Here is an 18449-nt window from a genome sequence, read left to right on the forward strand (position 1 = left end):
TGACGCCTTCGCGAGCAGGGCTCCCTCCCACGGGGGCTGTTTACATCCGGAACATCCAATACGACCTGTAGGAGCGCGCTTGCCCGCGACGCGATCAATCCGCCACCTGCGACAACGGCCGTGCCACCTGTTCCAGCGACTTGCGCTCCGAAGCCACACCCCAGATCGCCTGCACCGCCGCGGCCAGCAGCATCAGCGCCGCGCCGATCAAGTAGCCGACGAACACCGGTCCGCGCTGATGGCTGTCGATCAACTGCCCGAACAACGTCGGCCCGACAATGCCTCCCAGCGCCGTACCGAAGGCATAGAACACCGCGATGGCCAGCGCACGGATCTCCAGCGGAAACGTCTCGGCCACGGTCAGGTACGCCGAGCTGGCCGCCGCCGAGGCAAAGAAGAAAATCACCATCCAGGCAATGGCCTGCTGGCTGACGCTCAGCACCCCCTGTGCAAACAAGTAACCGCTGATGCTCAGCAGAATCGCCGACAGCGCGTAGGTCAGGCTGATCATCACTCGCCGGCCAATCACGTCGAACAGCCGTCCCAACAACAGCGGCCCACAGAAATTACCCAGCGCCAGCGGCAGCACGTACCAGCCGATGGACGCCGACGGCACGCCGTAGAATTCGGTGAGCACCAGCGCGTAAGTGAAGAAGATCGCGTTGTAGAAAAATGCCTGGGCGGTCAGCAGGGTCAGCCCCACCAGCGCCCGCTGACGATAGGTGACGAACAGCGTGCTGAAGATTTCACCGATGGGGGTGTGATCTCGCGCATGCAGGCGCAGCGGCGCGCTGGCGGGTGGTGCCAATTGATGGCCTTGCTGGCGCAGACGCTGCTCGATGCTCTCGACAATCGCCCTCGCCTCCTCGGCCTGACCATGAATCAGCAACCAGCGCGGGCTTTCCGGCAACCACAGACGCATCAGCAGAATCACCAGGCCCAGCACCGCGCCGATGGCGAAACACAGCCGCCAACCCAGATCACCACCGGCGAGTGCGGGATCGAGCAACAGAATCGAACCGCCAGCACCGAGCGCCGCGCCGATCCAGAACGTGCCATTGATGGTCAGATCGACCCAGCCACGAAAGCGCGCTGGGGTGAACTCCTGGATGGTCGAGTTGATCGCCGTGTACTCGCCGCCAATGCCCATGCCAGTGAGAAAGCGGAACAGCATGAAACTCCACAGGCTGAAGGAAAACGCCGTCGCCACCGTGGCGCTGATGTACAAGGCCAGAGTGATGAAAAACAGCTTGCGCCGGCCAAGTCGATCGGTCAGCCAGCCGAAGAACAACGCGCCGAGCACCGCACCGCAGATATACGCACCGCCGGCCAGACCGATATCGGCGTTACTCAGGCGCAGCACCGGGCTTTCCTTCAAGGCACCGGACACAGAACCGGCCAGGGTGACCTCCAGCCCGTCGAGCAGCCAGGTGATGCCCAGCGCAAACACCAGCAAAGTATGAAACCGCCCCCACGGCAACCGGTCCAGACGCGCGGGCAGATCGGTTTCAAACAGCGTGCCGGGGTTTGCCATGACGGGTCCGCGCCTGAGTGGTCTCTGGGTTGAGAGTTCAGGCGCGTGGCGGGAGTTCAGTCGACATCACGTTGCCTGAGCTGACGCCTTCGCGGGCAAGCCCGCTCCCACGGGGTTATGTGGCTTTCCAACTATCACGGGAACAACGCAAATCTGTGGGAGTGGGCTTGCCCACGAAGAGGCCAGGTCAGGCTCTGGGGCTTCAGCGGCAGCTACTCAGCCTTCGCGGGCAAGCCCGCTCCCACAGGGTTATGTGGCTTTCCAACTATCACGGGCACAACGCAGATCTGTGGGAGTGGGCTTGCCTACGAAGAGGCCAGTTCAGTCTCTGAGGCTTCAGCGGTAGCCACTCAATCTTCGCGGGCAAGCCCGCTCCCACAGGGTTATGTGGCCGTCCAACTATCACGGGCACAACGCAGATCTGTGGGAGTGGGCTTGCCCACGAAGAGGCCTGGTCAGGCTCTGGGGCTTCAGCGGCAGCTACTCAATCTTCGCGGGGAAGCCCGCGCCCACAGGGTTATGTGGCCGTCCAACTATCACGGGCACAACGCAAATCTGTGGGAGTGGGCTTGCCCACGAAGAGGCTCGTTCAGACGCTGGACTTTCAGCGGTAGCCGCTCAGCCTTCGCAAGCAAATCCGCTCTCATACAGTCATGAAGCGTCTCCAACACATCAGGCAAAACACTTGCTCCACTGCCCTTTCAGCCTCTGACTAGATTGGCATTTCCATCATGGAAAAAGAGAACTGCAAGTGCCTGAAAAATCACATTCACACCGCCTGCGCACCGGTCGCTTTTCTGAAAAGGGGAGAATTTATCTGGTCACATCTCGTCTGGAACGACATCGCCGAGATTTTGCAGATTGGCGACTAGGCAGGCTGCTGGTACATGAGCTGCGAGAAGCACAAGAACTAGGCATCACCAAATCACTGGCATGGGTTGTCATGCCTGATCATTTTCACTGGCTGGTCGAATTGGCGGCAGGGTCGCTGCCGGATATCGTGCGGCGGGTCAAATCCAGAACGGCTATCGCCGTCAACAAGACCATCGCAAGCCAGGGGCGGATCTGGCAGCCGGGTTATCACGATATCGCCGTGCGCCATGAAGAGGACATGATCCATTTTTTTGCCCGCTACATCGTTGCCAATCCGCTGAGAGCCCGGCTGGCAAGACGGATCGGAGACTACCCTCTGTGGGATGCGATTTGGTTACCCGGTTCTGGTTAAGCTCCACTATTGCCGGGTTATGTGGCTGTCCAACTATCACGGGCACAACGCAAATCTGTGGGAGTGGGCTTGCCCACGAGGAGGCCAGGTCAGGCTCTGGGGCTTCAGCGACAGTTACTCAGTCTTCGCGGGCAAGCGCGCTCCTACGGGGCCGGGGTCTGGCGCGTGGTCGGTCAGCGCCACGGTGGCTATTGCGGGCTGACCATCAATTCCGGCCGCACCAGGCGGTCGTAGTCTTCGGCGCTGATGAAGCCCAGTGCCATCGCCGCTGCCTTGGGTGACAGTCCCTCCTCCGCCGCCTTGCGGGTGATCTGCGCCACGCGGTCGTAACCGAGCACCGGGTTGAGCACGGTGGCCATCAGCAACGCGTTTTCGAGGTTGTCGGCCAGTTGGCGGCGGTTGACGTCGAGGCCGCGGACCAGTTTGTCGGTGAAGATACCGACGCAATGGCCAAGCACGCCGATCGACTGCAGCAGGTTGTGGATCAATACCGGTTTGGCGACGTTCAGTTCGAAGGTGCTGGACGCTCCGGCGACGGTGATGGTGGTGTGGTTGCCCATGACCTGCATCGCCGCCTGTACCAAAACTTCGGCGATCGTCGGGTTGCGTTTGCCGGGCATGATCGATGAGGTCAGGCCGTCGTCCGGCAGCAGCAGTTCGCCGAATCCGCAACGCGGTCCCGAGCCGAGCAGGCGGATGTCGTTGCCGATCTTGCTCAGCGACACCGCCAGCACGTTCAGCGCGCCGGACACTTCCACCAGCGCATCGTGGGTGCCCATGCCTTCGAACTTGCTCGGATTGGGCATGAACGGCTCGCCAGTCAGCTCGCTCAGCGCGGCGCAGAATGCCACGTCAAAACCCACCGGGGCATTCAACCCGGAACCCACCGCCGTACCACCTTGCGGCAATGCCCGCAGACGCGGCAAGCAGCCTTCGATACGTTCGATGCCATGGTCGATCTGCCGGGCGAAGGCGTCGAATGCCTGACCCAGGGTCATCGGCACGGCGTCCATCAGATGGGTACGGCCGATTTTCAGCACGTTGGCCCAACTCCGAGCCTTGTCCGCCAACGCATCGCGCAACCCTGCCAGCGCCGGCAGCAGGTGATCGCGCAACTGCAACGCCGTCGCCACGTGCATCACCGTGGGGAAGCTGTCATTGGACGACTGCGAGCGGTTGACGTGGTCGTTGGGATGCACTGGCCGTTTGCCGCCCAGCTCTCCGCCCAGCGCCAGGTTGGCGAGGTTGGCGATGACCTCGTTGGCGTTCATGTTGGTCTGGGTGCCGGAACCGGTCTGCCACACTGTCAGCGGAAAATGCCCGTCGCACTGCCCCGCTGCCACCTGAGCCGCTGCCTGTTCGATGGCGTCGGCCAGTTCCTCAGGCAGCGCGCCCAATTGCCGGTTAGCCTTGGCGGCAGCGATTTTCTGCAGGCCGAACGCGTGAATCAGCGCTGGCGAAAAACGCTCGCCGTGCTCACCGAACACTGCCAGGGCACGCTGGGTCTGCGCGCCCCACAGGCGGTCGGCAGGAATTTCCACCGGGCCGAACGCATCGTTTTCCAGGCGCACCTTGCTCATAGCGCGGCTCCCGGCGCACGGCCTAGTTCGCGGCGATATTCTTCCTGAGCGGTCTGCTCGGAGAACTCACCGGCCCACTTGGCGACCACCACAGTGGCGACGCTGTTGCCGATGGTGTTGCAGGTGGCGATGGCCATGGACATGAAGCGGTACACGCCGAACAGCAGCGCCAGACCTTCCGCCGGCAGCACGCCGACCGCCGTGACTGTGGCGGCGAACACCACGAAACTGCCGCCAGACACCGCCGCTGCGCCCTTGGAGGTCACCAGCATGATGGCGATGATGCCCAGTTGGTGCTCCCAGCTCAGCGGCACGCCGTAGGCATTGGCGATGAACAGCACGCACAGCGACATATAGAGGGAGGTGCCGTCGAGGTTGAACGCGTAGCCGGTGGGCAGCACCAGGCCGACGCTCTGTTTCGAGCAGCCGAACTTTTCCAGCTTTTGCAGCAGGCGCGGCAGCGCGCTTTCCGAGGATGCCGTGCCCAGCACGATGAAAATCTCATCCTTGATGTAGTGCAAGAAACGCCACAGGCTGAAACCGGCCAGACGACACACCACGCCGAGCACGACAAAAATGAAGAAGAACACCGCGACGTAGAACATCAGCACCAGGTTGGCCAGCGACATCAGCACCGCCGTGCCGTTACTGCCCACCGCATAGGCCACCGAACCGAAGGCGCCCAGCGGGGCGAACTTCATGATCAGGTTGATGAACTCGAAGAAGCATTCGGAGATGCGACTCAGGCCGTCTTCGATCACCGCGCGCCGCTCGGGCTTGAGCGCCAGCAGCGCAAAGCCGAACAGCACCGAGATCACCAGCACCTGCAACAACTGGCCGCCGGCGAAGGCGCCGACGAAGTTGTCCGGGAAGATGCCGTAGATGAAGTCCATGGTCGAGGTCGGCCCATGGCCCTTGGCAACGGCGGCACTGGCGGCTGCAGCGGTGGCGCTGCTCGGGTGGGCATCGTGCATGCCCGAACCGATCTGCAGCAGGTTGCCCCAGATCAGGCCGATGGCCAGGGCCACCGTGGACAGCACTTCGAAGTAGATCAAGGCACGCAGACCGACCTTGCCGACCCGCTTGATATCGCCGGCCGAGGCAATGCCGTGGACCACGGTGAAGAACACCAGTGGCGCGACGGCGGTCTTGATCAGTTTGAGAAAGATGTCGCCGAGCACCTTGAAGCTGGCAGCCAGCTCCGGGGCGACAAAGCCGAAGGCGATGCCCAGGACCATGGCGGCAACGACCTGAAAGGTCAGGTCGCGGTAAAACGGTTTTTTACCGGTAGAAGACATGCTTGCGCTCTCATTGTTGTTATCGGGCAGAAATCAGGGCCACCGCAACCCTTGTGGGAGCCGGCTTGCTGGCGAAGGCGTCATCTCGGATACCGCGATGTTGAATCATCCACCGCTTTCGCCAGCCAGCCGGCTCCCACAGGTCCTGCGCATGGCGTCATCCGTCAGCGTTTCACCGCGCCCTCCCGGGCCAACGCGCGATCGACCATCTGCGGCGCCAGGCCCAGATAGTTGCGCGGGTCGGTCAGGCGTTGCAGCTCGGCCAGATCCAGGCGCTCGGTGACGGCGCCCTGGGCCACCAGCGCGTCGAGTAGGCTGATGTTTTCGTCGTTGGCCACGCGGCAGGCGGCATACACCACGTCGTGGGCCAGTTGACGGCCGAGGGCCGGGGCCAGGCCCATCATCACGGCTTCGGCGACGATCAGACCCTGGGTCATGTTGAGGTTCTTGAGCATGCGCTCAGGACGCACTTCCAGCCCGGCGAGCATGAATTTCGCCTGACCCAGCGAGGCAGCGCTGAGGGCGAAGGCTTCAGGAATGGCGATCCATTCGGCCTGCCACGGGCCGGTTGAGCGCTCGAAATCCTGAATCATCGCGTCGAGCATCAGACCCGCCTGCTGACGCACGCCCTTGGCGGCGGCGTACATTAATTCGCAGGAGATCGGGTTGCGCTTCTGCGGCATGGTGCTGCTGGCGCCACGGCCCTTGACGAACGGCTCGTAGGCTTCGCCCAGCTCGCTGGTCATCATCATCATGACGTCCAGCGCGACCTTGCCCAACGAGGCGGTGACCAGACCGAGGAAGTTCAGGGTTTCCGCCAGGCCGTCACGGGCCACGTGCCAGGTGGCCTGCGGCACGCCCAGACCCAGCTCGGCCATCAGCGCTTCCTGCACGTCCAGGCCCTTGTCGCCCAGCGATGCCAGCGTACCGGCAGCGCCGGCGAACTGACCGACTTCGACCCGCGGACGCAGCTCGACCAGACGCTCGGCGTGACGGTCGAACATGCTCAGCCACACCGCGCACTTGTAGCCGAAGGTGATCGGCAGCGCGTGCTGCAGGTGGGTACGGCCGGCCATCGGCGTGTCGCGGTATTTCTGTGCCAGCCCGGCGAGCAGACCGCGCACGGCTTGAATGTCACGCTCGACCAGCTTCAGCGCGGCCCGCACCTGCAGGACCACGGCGGTGTCCATGATGTCCTGGGTAGTCGCGCCCCAATGCACATAGCGCCCGGCTTCGCCGCAGGTCTTCGACAGTTGCTCCACCAGCGGCAGGATCGGATAGCCGACGATTTCGGTTTCGTGCTGCATCAGCGCCAGGTCCAGCGACTCGAAGGTGGCCTTGGCGGCGATCTGCTCGGCGGCGTCGGCAGGAATCACGCCACAGCGGGCCTCGGCACGGGCCAGCGCCACTTCGACCTCAATGTAACGCTCGATCAGGGCTTTGTCGGAGAACACCTCGCGCATCTCGGCGGTGCCGAACATGTCGCGGAACAGGGCGGAGTCAAAAACGGTAGTGGACATGGAAAGGGTCCCAAATGTTGTTATTGGCCGTACATATTTATTATGTCCGTACATAATTATTACCCCTTGCCCTGATACACTGTCAACTCGCTGTGGGGAGAGCTCGATGGAAGGCATCAATCAAACGCGTTACGCCGTGGTCGCCAGAGACCTGATGGAGGGCATCAGCAGCGGCCGCTATCCGGTCGGTTCGTTGCTGCCGACCGAATTCGAGTTGTGCGAGCTGTATGACGTGAGCCGCCACACCGTGCGCGCAGCCATCACCCAGTTGCAGAATCAGGGCATGGTGTCGCGGCGCAAGCGCGTCGGTACGCGGGTGGAAGCGGCGACGCCGAGCGGCGGCTATTCGCAGTCGCTGGCCTCGGTGGCCGATCTGGTGCATGTGGCGGAAACCCACATTCGCGACGTTCAACAGGTTCGCCATTTCGTCGCCGACATCGCCCAGGCTCGACGTCTGGGGCTCGAGCCGGGGGCGCACTGTTTCTGCATGTCGAGCATCAAGGTCGACGTCAATCAGCGCAGCGCGCCATTGTGCTGGACCGACGTTTACGCCGATGAGCAATACGCCGCCATCATCCCGCTGGCCGAGCAATGCCCGGGCGAATTGATCGCAGCGTTGATCGAGCAGGAATTCGGGCGGCGGATCGATGCCGTGGATCAGCAGGTGCGCCCGGTGCAGTTGAATGCCGAACTGGCCACCCGCCTGAATGCAGCGGCGGGATCACTGGGGCTGAACATCATTCGTCAGTACCGCGACGATCAGGGCGGGCTGATCGCGGTGTCGGAGACGGTGTACCCGGATGACCGGTTTACCCTGGTGATGCAGATGAAGCGCGAAAAGCGCGTGGCGGCGCAGGATCTGTAGACGCCGCGACTGTAAGAGCTGGCTTGTCCTGCGAGCGCGCCGGGGTCGCAGGGCAAGCCAGCGCCTACACATGATTGCCCACAAAAAAGCCCACCGATCACGGTGGGCTTTTTTCATTCACGCCAGTTTCAGAGGTTGAACACCGTCACCAGCTTGGTGTTCAGGTACGCCTCGATGGCCTCGGTGCCGCCTTCAGAGCCGTAGCCGGAATCCTTGATCCCGCCGAACGGCACTTCCACCAGACCGATGCCCTGGTGGTTGATCGACAGCATGCCCGCTTCGATGCGGCTGCTGAGGATGTGCGCAGTTTTCATAGACGTGGTGAACGCGTAGGACGCCAAGCCAAACGGCACGCGGTTGGATTCGGCAACTGCTTCTTCCACGGTATCGAACGGCACGATCAACGCCAGCGGGCCGAACGGTTCTTCGTTCATGGCGCGCATGTCGGTGGTCAGGCCGCTGAGCACGGTCGGCTGGAAGAAGTAGCCAGGACCGTCCACCGCCTTGCCACCCACTTCCAGTTTCGCGCCTTTTTCACAGGCGTCCTTGATCAGCGCCGCCAGTGCCGGGGCACGACGTTCGTTGGCCAGCGGGCCCATGGTCACGCCCTGCTCCAGGCCATTGCCGACTTTCACTTCGTGGGTGAAGCCGACGAATTTCTCGACGAAGGCTTCGTACACGCCGCGCTGCACCAGAATGCGGGTCGGCGAGACGCAGACCTGCCCGGCGTTACGGAACTTGGCACCGGCCAGAGTACGAGCAGCCAGGTCGATGTCGGCGTCGTCGAACACTAGCGCCGGTGCGTGACCACCCAGCTCCATGGTCGCGCGCTTCATGTGCTGACCGGCCAGCGCGGCCAGTTGCTTGCCGACCGGGGTCGAACCGGTGAAGGTGACTTTCTTGATGGTCGGATGGGCGATCAGGTAACTGGAGATCTGCGCCGGGTCGCCGTACACCAGACCGATCACGCCCGCCGGCACGCCGGCATCGATGAACGCACGAACCAGTTCGGCAGGCGAAGCCGGGGTCTCTTCCGGTGCCTTGACGATGATCGAGCAGCCGGCCGCCAGTGCCGACGACAGCTTGCGCACCACCTGGTTGATCGGGAAGTTCCACGGCGTGAAAGCCGCGACAGGGCCGACCGGCTCCTTGATGACTTTCTGTTCGACCGAGACGTTGCGCGACGGCACCAGACGGCCGTAGGCACGGCGGCCTTCTTCGGCCAGCCAGTCGATGATGTCGGCGGCGGACAGGGTTTCCATGCGCGCTTCGGCCAGCGGCTTGCCCTGTTCCCGGGTCATGATGCTGGCGATGTGATCGACGCGATCACGCAGCAGATCGGCGGCTTTTTGCATGATCTTGTAGCGATCATAGGCCGGGGTGCTGCGCCAGGTTTCAAAGCCACGCTCGGCGGCGGCCAGTGCCTGATCCAGATCGGCGATGCCGGCATGGGCGACGGTGCCCAGGGTTTCACCATTGGCCGGGTTGATCACGGCGATGGTGCGGCCGTCTTCACCGGCGCGCCATTGACCATCGATGTACAGCTGAACGTCTGGGTACATACAAGAAGCTCCGCAAGCGCCTTGAGACAGGCGGGAGAAGGAAGAAAACGCAGGCCGGGAAATTTACTGGCATATGCCAGCGTGGGTCAAGATGATAGTCGTACGATGTCTTATTAATAGACATTATTGGCGCAATATAACGCGCTTCTGCTGATGCGCCGCCGGTTCAGATCTGCGTCAGTTGCTGAGCATAAGCCCGCAATGTTTCACGCTGAATCTTGAAACTGGCGTATTTGCCTTCCCGCAACGTCGTGATCAGCCCTGCCCGCTCCAGCTCCTTGGTGTGATGAGACACCGTGGCCGCGCTGACCGGATGCACCTTGAGCAGCTCGGCGCAGGGCACCGCTTCGTCGCTGGCGCCGATCTGCATCAGGATCTGGTAACGCCTGCGATCGGCCAGGGCCCGGGATATCAGCTCGATCTGCAGATCAGTCAAGGGGAATTGTTGTGCCGTGCTCATGTGGATCGTAACGCCCCAGTTGAAACCTCCTTGTCGAGAATCGGACTCGCGAAAACTGAATATTTCCCCATATTCACACGTCGACTTGGACGCTCGTCGGCGCTCCAAGGTTCAGCGGCAACAGAATAAGCGGCTATCGCAGACCAGCGAAGTATTTTCTGGCATTCTGCGCGACCTTTTTCCTACGGCGCTGCGCGCAGCTCAAGCCGAAATTTTGTACACAAATTACAAATAAATTGTTTTTAACGATGTGGACATATTGTACAGTCGCAAAACCTGACCTGATAGACAACTTTTGTATACAGCCAGGCCCAGCGTCATCTGCAAGCCCACGACCGAACAAAAACAATTGGCAGGCTAACCATGACCCCACCTGAACGCACCGCTACACCCTCGTCCACTTCGCGCCGCAGCGACCTGATCTACGGCCTCGACGACCGGCCGCACTTCACCGCCGCGATCTTCGCCGCCCTGCAGCACGTCCTCGCCAGCTTCGTCGGCATCATCACCCCGACGCTGATCGTCGGCAGCGTGCTGGGCCTGGGCAGCGAAGTGCCCTACCTGATCAGCATGGCGCTGTTCGTCTCCGGCCTCGGCACCTTCGTCCAGGCGCGACGTTTCGGCCCCATCGGCTCGGGCCTGTTGTGTCTGCAAGGAACCAGCTTTTCCTTCCTCAGCGTGATCCTCAGCGCCGGTTTTCTGGTGAAAAGCCGCGGCGGCGGCACGGAAGAAGTGCTGTCGACGATTTTCGGCGTGTGTTTCTGCGCCGCTTTCATCGAAGTGGCCCTGAGCCAGTTCATCGGCAAGCTGCGCAAGCTGATCACCCCGGTGGTGACCGGCACCATCATTACCCTGATGGGCCTGTCGCTGCTCAAGGTGGCGATGACCGACATGGCCGGCGGTTTCGGCGCCAGCGACCTTGGTTCTGCTGCCAACCTTGGCCTGGCGGGTCTGGTGCTGGGCACCATCGTCGTGCTCAACCGTTTCAACATTCCGCTGCTGCGCCTGAGCGCGATCATCATCGGCCTGGCCCTGGGTTTCAGCGTCGCCTGGCTGATGGGCCGCGTCGATTTCGCGCAGATGCCGTCGGTGCCGCTGATGAGCATTCCGGTGCCGTTCAAATACGGCTTCTCTTTCGACCTGGTGGCGTTCATCCCGATTGCGGTGATCTTTCTGGTCTCGCCGCTGGAAGCCGCCGGTGACCTGACTGCCAACTCGATGATCTCGCGCCAGCCGGTCAGCGGCCCGCTGTACATTCAGCGAATCAAATCCGGTCTGCTGGCCGATGGTCTCAACTCGGCCATGGCGGCCACCTTCAACAGCCTGCCGATGGTGACCTTCGCCCAGAACAACGGGGTGATTCAGCTCACCGGCGTCGCCAGCCGCTACGTGGCGTTCTTCATCGCCGGCATTCTGGTGTTGCTGGGGCTGTTTCCGGTGATCGGCGCAGTGCTGCAACTGATGCCCAAACCGGTGCTGGGCGGCGCCACGCTGATCATGTTCGGCACCGTGGCAGTGGCCGGGATCAAGATCCTCTCCGAAGCCGGGCTGCATCGGCGCAACATGCTGGTGGTGGCGATTTCCCTGGGCATGGGCCTGGGTGTTGCGGCAGTGCCGGATGTTCTGCGCGAGTTACCCAAGGCGCTGCACAACATCTTCGAATCGCCGATCACCGTGGGCGCCTTCTGCGCCATCCTGCTGAACATCTTCCTGCCGGAAGAAACGGTTGAAGACGAGGTCAGCGAATTCGACCCCGAAGCGTCCGTCGTCGAAGTGCTGCAGGACGCCAAAGCAGAACCTATGTCCGCCCGCGCGGTCGCAGAGTTGAACCGCTAGGCTCAATAACGGAAGGGGCGCATATCGCGCCCTTCACCGCCTGCGACACGGAGCGACCGATGTCACCACGCTTGACCCGAACCCTGCTCACCGGCCTGCTGATGCTGGCCCTGAGCGCCTGTGCCCTGTTCCCCAACCGCGACCCGCTGAACATCAACGTGGTCGGCATCGAGCCGCTGCAAGGACAGGATCTGGAAATCCGCTTTGCGGTGAAACTGCGCCTGCAGAACCCCAACGACATGGACATCCAGTACGACGGCGTGGCCCTGAATCTGGACGTCAACGGCAAGTTGCTGGCCTCGGGGGTCAGCGACCAGAAAGGCACCATCGGACGTTTCTCCGAGGGTGTGCTGAGCGTGCCAGTGACGGTGTCGGCCTTTGCCGCGCTGCGTCAGGCGGTCGGGCTCACCGAACAGCAACGCCTCGACAATCTGCCCTACGAACTGCACGGCAAACTCGCCGGCGGGCTGTTCGGCACCATGCGTTTCTACGACAGCGGCACACTGAACCTGCCGCAGCCGGTGAACGGGCATTGGTGAGGGAGCAAGCGTTTTACTGACGATAGCGACCTTGTAGGAGCCGGCTTGCTGGCGAACCGCGCTGGATCAGATACAACAACGTCGCTGACCCAGCGCATTCGCCAGCAAGCCGGCTCCCACAGGGCACCGGCCATGGGCAACAACCTGCGCCCCATCACGCCTTCATGTCTTTCAAGGCCACCTTGAGCTCGCTGTAAAACCATTTCAGGGCCGTGGATTGATCGCTGCGTGTATGCCAGTGCAGGTTCACGTAGAACGCGGGGACCTTGAACGGCAGTTCCAGCACTTTCAGCGGGCCGCTCACCGGATGGCGGCAAAAGCCTTTGGCAATGTGCGACGGCAGGACCGTCAGCAGCTCGGTGCCGGGAAGGATGCCCGGCAACACCGAAAAATGCGGCAGACGCAGGCGCACACGGCGTTTGACGTTCAACGTCTTCAACACTTGCGCGACCATGTTGTGCCCCGAAGTGCTGTTGACCAGCACATGGGGCTCGGCGACGAATTGCGCCATGCTGAGCGAGTCCCCCACCCGTGGATGGTCGGCGGCCAGCAGGCACACGTAATTCTCCAGCAGCACCGGATGGTGCGCGATGCCCGCCTCGGCCAGCACCCGACTGCAGATCAACGCATCGACATGCCCTTCGCTGAGCCATTGCCCCGCCAGTTCGATGTTCAGCGATATCACCTCAAGCTCGATGTGCGGCGCCACCCGGTTGAGGTGTTCCAGAATCCTCGGCAGAAAATCCACCTCACCCATGTCCGACAGCGCCAGGCGAAAGTTGCGGGTGGAACTGCCGGGCTCGAATTTGCGTGCCTGGGCAATCGCCGAATCGACGTTCTGCGCCACCTCCTTGAAGCTCGCGTACAGCGCGTTGGCCAACCGCGTCGGCTGCATGCCCTGGCGGTTGCGAATGAACAGCGGGTCATCGAACTGCTCGCGCAACTTGCCCAGTGCGTAGCTGATCGAGGGCTGGGTGACGTGCAGGCGTTCAGCGGTCGCGGTGACGCTGCCCGTCTCGTGCAGGGCCACGAACATGGGGATCAGATTCAAATCAAAGGCGCTCATCGCTCACACCCAACCTCTATAGATACTATCTATATTGCCACCACCAAATATTGATTGGTTGCATGAATCGTTAATTTTTAGACTGAAACGACCCGGCCCCTCCCACGATGACAGGGCTGTGGGCCGGCCTACGCGCAGTCGCGATTCATACAACAAAAAGAGATTTTTCCATGGCTACACACGACGTATTAGAAGTCGCTGAAACTGCGCCGATGAACCGCTTCCACTTCGGATTGCTGTTCTGGTGTTCTTTCATCATGTTGTTCGACGGATATGACCTGGTTATCTACGGCTCAGTGGTGCCGCACCTGATGGAGCAGTGGCAGTTGCCCGCCGTGCAGGCCGGCTGGATGGGCAGCGCGGCGCTGTTCGGGATGATGTTCGGCGCCTTGACCCTGGGGCCGCTGGCCGACCGCTTCGGGCGCCGCCGGGTGATTCTGCTGGCCATTGCCCTGGGCAGCCTGACAGCGTTTGCCAATGCCTTTGCCTGGGATGCCGTGAGCTTTGCGGTGTTGCGCTTCATCACCGGGATCGGCCTGGGCGGGACCATTCCCAATATCGTCGCGCTGATCAACGACATGGCACCCAAGGCCCGGCGCAACATCATGACCACGGTGATGCTCGGCTGCTACTCGCTGGGCGCACTGCTCTCGGCACTGGTGGCGCTGCTGGTGCTGTCGCGTTTTGGCTGGGAGTCGACCTTCATCATCGCCGGGCTGCCGCTGTTGACGCTGCCGTGGATGTACCGCTTCCTGCCGGAATCCCTGCCGTACCTGGTGGCGCGTGACAAGGTCGCCGCCACCGCCCTGTTGCGTCGAATCCAGCCGGGGCTCGACGTCGGCAAACTGCATTGGCCTTCACTGGACACGCAGCGGGTTTCCGCACCAGTGTCCGGCCTGTTCAAAGACGGCCGCGCCCTTCACACCCTGATGCTGTGGATCGGATTCGGCATGTGCCTGCTGATGGTCTACGGCCTCAATACCTGGCTGCCGAAGATCATGGTCGCGGGGGGATACCCGCTGGTGTCCGGTCTGATGTTCCTGATCACCATGAACCTGGGCTCCATCGCCGGTGCCCTGGGCGGCGGCTGGCTGGCCGACCGTTGGGGCACCAAGCCGACCCTGATGATGTGCCTGACGCTGGCCGTGGTGTCACTGATCACCTTAGGCATCAAGCCCGGGCCGCTATTGCTGGATGTCATGCTGTTTCTCGCCGGGGCCGCCACCATTGGCAGCCTGTCGGTGATCCACGCGTTCGCCGCGCAGCAATACCCCACCGACATCCGCGCCACCGGCATCAGTTGGTGCTCCGCCGTCGGACGCATGGGCGGCATCGCCGGGCCGGCCCTGGGCGGCCTGATGCTGAGCTTGAACCTGTCGCTGCAGCTGAACTTCATCCTCTGCGCCGTACCGGGCATGATCGCTTTGCTGGCTGTGGCGGCCGTTACCCGGCGCAACGCCGAGGCGCCCGCGGCAGTTCAGTTGCAGAGCTGAACGCCTGACGCGCCCGCCCCGATCGTCTGACCTGCCAATGCCCGCCGAGTCCTCACCCGGCGGGCATTGGCGTTTCTGCGCAACGCCTTTACGCTGACCTTCGGCGCCTCGCGCGACAGCAAAAAAAAAACGCCGGGGCAGGATCCCGGTAAAAACCGCAACCCCGACACCCGACGTTCAACTGAAAACCCGATGGGTCCTGTACTCACGCCCTGCGCTAGAACATCACCGCCATGCGCACGAATCCGGTGTAGTCGAATTTGTAGCCGCCCTTGACCTCGATGTCGCGACCCAGCTCGGTGTAGAGCTGCACATTCTTGCGCACCCAATAGCCGACACCGGCGCGCGCCCGCAGGTAGTCGGTGCGCCGGCCGGTCTCGATACCCTCGACACTCGACTCGCCACCCCAGGTACGCGCAATACCCAGCGAGGTCGTGACCTTGTTGTCGAAGGTGTAACTCAGCCACGGCTGAAAGTTGTAGGTGGGGTCCTGCTCCAGCTTGCGTTTTGCCGGGCCGTAGTCATCGTTGTCGCCATACCAGGTCACGTCCTGGTTGAGCTCCAGCCGCCACGGCCCCCAGCTTTCCGCATACCCGAGCGAGAGCGCGTGGGCATAGCGATTGTTGCCCATGTTCAATGAATGGTTGTTCTGATACGAGCCGGTGGGAATCGCCATGTACCCCGTCACCGAAAAATAGCGCTTGAGCGCAGGGTCATCGATCAGCCAGCCCGTCACCGCCGCGTACGCATCGGAAATGCCGCCCTCATGGCCTATTTTCACGCCGTTGAGCTTCAGGTCCTGACTGCCGAACGGCAACCCGAACTGCAGTTGCACCCGGTGCCGGGCCACCTCGAACATATGGAACAGGCGCACCAGCCCGGTTCGGGTCTTGAGCTCGGTGCCTTTGCTGACGGCCTTGCCATGCACCGGCTCGAACTCACCGGCCTTGCCGCCCCCCAGATACAACATCGCAAGATTGCTGCCAGCGGGCATGGGTATATAGCCACCTGGCGAAACATCAACCGCATGGGCACCGCCGCAATAAACGCTTAATACAGAGGTGGAAACAACAAACGAGGCGCGCAGGGACACCCTGCGCGCATATTGATAAACGCTCATCTGGATACCTGGTTATTGTTATTAAAATGGTTGTTCAGTTTTACGGGGTGTGGCGCTGTTGCTGTTTAACTCAACTCATCCCACAGTGCAGGCAAGAACATTTCATGAACCAGGACGCGACTTTGCCCACGACTGAACACTGAGCGCCTGGCCCATAACGGATAAACCGATCGACTGTCGGACTGGCCGTCATCGTGATAACGGCATACTTCTATTTCGCTGCGCTTATAGGGCTTCTCGCCAAATAACAGACTGCCCAGCGGCGCATTGCCCAGTTGAAGTAACGCCGAATCACTGGCTTCAACATCACGGTGATCGATCACTGACCTTGCATACACCCACGGCCGGCCGAAACCGACCAGGTAGACTTCACGAATCCAGCCCGTGCTGCCGGGTTGCAACCCCAGCGCCCGGCATTCTTCCGGCAAGATCGGCCCCTCGGTTTCACACAGGGGAATCACCTGGAACTCGCCGTCGGACAGCTTCCTGAGACGCCGGGTCAATGAACTGCGGTCGAACAACCAGTCGCGATGGATCGCGGGCATCGACGCATGCCAGTGCCCATAGTCATTCCACTGCAGCTGCGGTTGCGAAAACCGGTACGCAGGCTCCATTCAACTGGCCTGTGCGGGGAAGTCGTAGGAAATGCGCCCGGCAGGCAGGAAGAAGAAGGCGATCAGGGCACCGCCCTTCACTTCCGGAAAGTGATGGCTGCCCGGCGACGGCGCGGTCCAGCCCGCGCCCTGCCAGCCCCGCGGCCCGGCCAGCACAGCCCCTTCATCGAGCGGGATGACCATGTTCAACTCGCCGTACGGATGGCTGTGGTAATCACCACGGAAAGAGCGCTGCTGGTTATCCAGCTCGTGCCCCTTGCTGTCCATGTAGACCGTGGTGATGCTGAAGTAGAAGGTTTCCGCGCACGGTTCGCACAGACGGCTGCGACGATAATTCGGCCCGGTGATTTCAGAATTGGCGGCCCAGCCCTGCGCCACCCCTTCGATGACCAGATCGGCGATTCGCTGATAGGTTTCGCTGTCCGGCCCATAAGTTTCATTAAGCCACTGTTCAAGATTATCGCTCGCCGTCTTGTCTTTTACCTTGGCGAGAAACTCGATACAAAGTTGGATCAACTCATCACGCTTGCTCATCATGTAATGCTCGCTGTTTCAAAGGTTTTTTACACTCTCCCATAGTCGCCAGCGGGCAAAAAGCGAACTTTTTGCAGTGTCCAAATGCACGATATTCAATATGACCGGCCCTCGACACTCGCTTGCAAACACTTGATATATGGCCTCAAATTACTGGCTGACGCGCGCCACCCGGAATGCCCCGCCATGATGAGTTTCGACAAGCTGGATCTGAATCTGATTAGAGTCTTCGATGCCGTCATGGAAGAACGCAGCGTGCTCCGTGCCAGCCAGCGTCTGCACTTGAGCCAGTCCGCAGTCAGTCATGCGCTGTCCCGTTTGCGTGAAAGCCTGGCCCAGGAAATTTTTGTCCGCACCGGCAAAGGCATGACCCCCACCACTTATGCGATAGAGATCAGCGGGCCGTTGCGCGCGGCACTGCACAGCATGAGCCAGACCCTGTCGCAGGCCGCCTCCTCATTCCTGCCGGAAACCGTGAGCCGGTCTTTTGTGATTGCCGCCAACGACTACGTGTCGGCCACCCTGCTGCCACAACTCAATCGCCAGTTATCGACGGCGGCCCCGGGCATCGACCTGTCGATCACCCCGGCAACCCGGCTCGACCTGGCCGAGCAGATCGACCTCGGGCGCATCGACGTCGCCATCGGCACTTTCCGCAACACCCCGGAGCGGTTTCACACCCGGCCGGTACTGTTTCAGGACGAGGTGCTCACCTGCAGCGGGGGCCACCCGATCGGCGACAAGGCGCTGCAACTCGAAGACCTGGCCCGATACCCGCTGGCCGTGGTGTCCTTGGGCGGCGACGGCGAAGGCATGCTAAGCGGCTTCATACTGGAAAGGGGTCTGGCGCGGCAGGCGCAGATGTACGACCGCAATGCGCTGGAGAATGCATTGGCCGAGGCGGGTCTGTCGGTGAGAAGGCAAATCGTGCTGCCACATTTTCTGGCATTGCCGATGCTGCTTGAAGACAGCGAACTGCTGGCAATCGTGCCGCGCCCGCTGGCCACGACCTTCGCCCGAACCCTGGACTTCATGATCAAGCCATTGCCCTACCCGGTTGCCCGCCAGCAACTGGACATGATCTGGCACAGCAGCAATGACGGCGATCCGGCGCAACGCTGGCTGCATGGACAGATCAGCGCGGCGGCGGATGCAATATCGCGTTTGCACGACTGAGCAAGGCCGTTCGGGGCAACGTCCTTG

16 protein-coding genes are annotated in these 18449 nt (G+C 61.8%); 6 read left to right on the top strand and 10 right to left on the bottom strand.

Annotation, left to right across the window (positions count from 1 at the left end; genetic code table 11):
* Positions 1-94: 94 nt before the first annotated feature.
* The gene (locus ACIPL0_RS10010) at positions 95-1534 is read right to left on the bottom strand and encodes an MFS transporter (protein ID WP_400599853.1); all 1440 of its coding nucleotides are present in this window, start codon (positions 1532-1534) and stop codon (positions 95-97) included.
* A gap of 751 nt (positions 1535-2285) precedes the next feature.
* Between ACIPL0_RS10010 and ACIPL0_RS10015 the strand changes: the two genes are divergently transcribed.
* Positions 2286-2759 (top strand): REP-associated tyrosine transposase, encoded by a 474-nt coding sequence (locus ACIPL0_RS10015; protein ID WP_400599851.1) that lies wholly within the window; start codon positions 2286-2288, stop codon positions 2757-2759.
* A 188-nt stretch (positions 2760-2947) separates the two neighbouring features.
* On the opposite strand, the gene ACIPL0_RS10020 is transcribed toward ACIPL0_RS10015, so the two are convergent.
* The 3 genes from ACIPL0_RS10020 to ACIPL0_RS10030 form a co-directional block, all read right to left on the bottom strand.
* Entirely contained in the window at positions 2948-4339 is a 1392-nt protein-coding gene (locus tag ACIPL0_RS10020) for a class II fumarate hydratase (protein ID WP_400599850.1), read from the bottom strand.
* On the bottom strand, positions 4336-5637 hold the full coding sequence (gene dctA / locus ACIPL0_RS10025; protein WP_400599848.1) for a C4-dicarboxylate transporter DctA: 1302 nt from the start codon (positions 5635-5637) through the stop codon (positions 4336-4338). Before dctA ends, ACIPL0_RS10020 begins: the two co-directional genes overlap by 4 nt.
* A 164-nt stretch (positions 5638-5801) precedes the next feature.
* Positions 5802-7157 (bottom strand): adenylosuccinate lyase family protein, encoded by a 1356-nt coding sequence (locus ACIPL0_RS10030; protein ID WP_400599846.1) that lies wholly within the window; start codon positions 7155-7157, stop codon positions 5802-5804.
* 115 nt (positions 7158-7272) lie between these two features.
* On the opposite strand from ACIPL0_RS10030, the gene ACIPL0_RS10035 reads away from it, so the two are divergent.
* A complete protein-coding gene (locus tag ACIPL0_RS10035) occupies positions 7273-8022 on the top strand; it encodes a GntR family transcriptional regulator (protein ID WP_400599987.1) in 750 nt (249 codons plus the stop codon).
* Between the two features lie 128 nt (positions 8023-8150).
* On the opposite strand, the gene ACIPL0_RS10040 is transcribed toward ACIPL0_RS10035, so the two are convergent.
* Positions 8151-9584 (bottom strand): NAD-dependent succinate-semialdehyde dehydrogenase, encoded by a 1434-nt coding sequence (locus tag ACIPL0_RS10040; protein WP_400599844.1) that lies wholly within the window; start codon positions 9582-9584, stop codon positions 8151-8153.
* A gap of 166 nt (positions 9585-9750) precedes the next feature.
* A complete protein-coding gene (locus ACIPL0_RS10045) occupies positions 9751-10044 on the bottom strand; it encodes an ArsR/SmtB family transcription factor (protein WP_400599842.1) in 294 nt (97 codons plus the stop codon).
* Positions 10045-10407: 363 nt separating this feature from the next.
* On the opposite strand from ACIPL0_RS10045, the gene ACIPL0_RS10050 reads away from it, so the two are divergent.
* Positions 10408-11880 (top strand): nucleobase:cation symporter-2 family protein, encoded by a 1473-nt coding sequence (locus ACIPL0_RS10050; RefSeq protein ID WP_400599841.1) that lies wholly within the window; start codon positions 10408-10410, stop codon positions 11878-11880.
* A gap of 59 nt (positions 11881-11939) precedes the next feature.
* A complete protein-coding gene (locus ACIPL0_RS10055) occupies positions 11940-12419 on the top strand; it encodes an LEA type 2 family protein (RefSeq protein WP_400599839.1) in 480 nt (159 codons plus the stop codon).
* A gap of 154 nt (positions 12420-12573) precedes the next feature.
* Here the strand turns inward: ACIPL0_RS10055 and ACIPL0_RS10060 are convergent, their stop codons facing one another.
* Entirely contained in the window at positions 12574-13485 is a 912-nt protein-coding gene (locus tag ACIPL0_RS10060; RefSeq protein WP_400599837.1) for a LysR family transcriptional regulator, read from the bottom strand.
* Between the two features lie 170 nt (positions 13486-13655).
* Between ACIPL0_RS10060 and ACIPL0_RS10065 the strand changes: the two genes are divergently transcribed.
* Positions 13656-14978, top strand: a complete 1323-nt coding sequence (locus ACIPL0_RS10065) for an MFS transporter (RefSeq protein ID WP_400599835.1) — start codon at positions 13656-13658, stop codon at positions 14976-14978.
* 217 nt (positions 14979-15195) lie between these two features.
* Here ACIPL0_RS10065 and ACIPL0_RS10070 read toward each other — a convergent pair whose 3' ends face one another.
* From ACIPL0_RS10070 to ACIPL0_RS10080, 3 genes are all read right to left on the bottom strand, one after another.
* Positions 15196-15972, bottom strand: coding sequence for a transporter (locus ACIPL0_RS10070; protein ID WP_400599833.1), 777 nt, complete (start codon positions 15970-15972; stop codon positions 15196-15198).
* 191 nt (positions 15973-16163) lie between these two features.
* Positions 16164-16643, bottom strand: coding sequence for a chorismate--pyruvate lyase family protein (locus ACIPL0_RS10075; protein WP_400599832.1), 480 nt, complete (start codon positions 16641-16643; stop codon positions 16164-16166).
* Positions 16644-16712: 69 nt separating this feature from the next.
* Positions 16713-17249, bottom strand: a complete 537-nt coding sequence (locus tag ACIPL0_RS10080; protein WP_400599831.1) for a DUF4863 family protein — start codon at positions 17247-17249, stop codon at positions 16713-16715.
* A 183-nt stretch (positions 17250-17432) separates the two neighbouring features.
* On the opposite strand from ACIPL0_RS10080, the gene ACIPL0_RS10085 reads away from it, so the two are divergent.
* Positions 17433-18422: a LysR substrate-binding domain-containing protein gene (locus ACIPL0_RS10085; protein WP_400599830.1), complete on the top strand. Its 990-nt coding sequence runs from the start codon at positions 17433-17435 to the stop codon at positions 18420-18422.
* The last annotated feature ends 27 nt before the right edge of the window (positions 18423-18449 follow it).

This window comes from Pseudomonas sp. NPDC090208 (genome assembly GCF_044746785.1).
Classification (GTDB): domain Bacteria; phylum Pseudomonadota; class Gammaproteobacteria; order Pseudomonadales; family Pseudomonadaceae; genus Aquipseudomonas.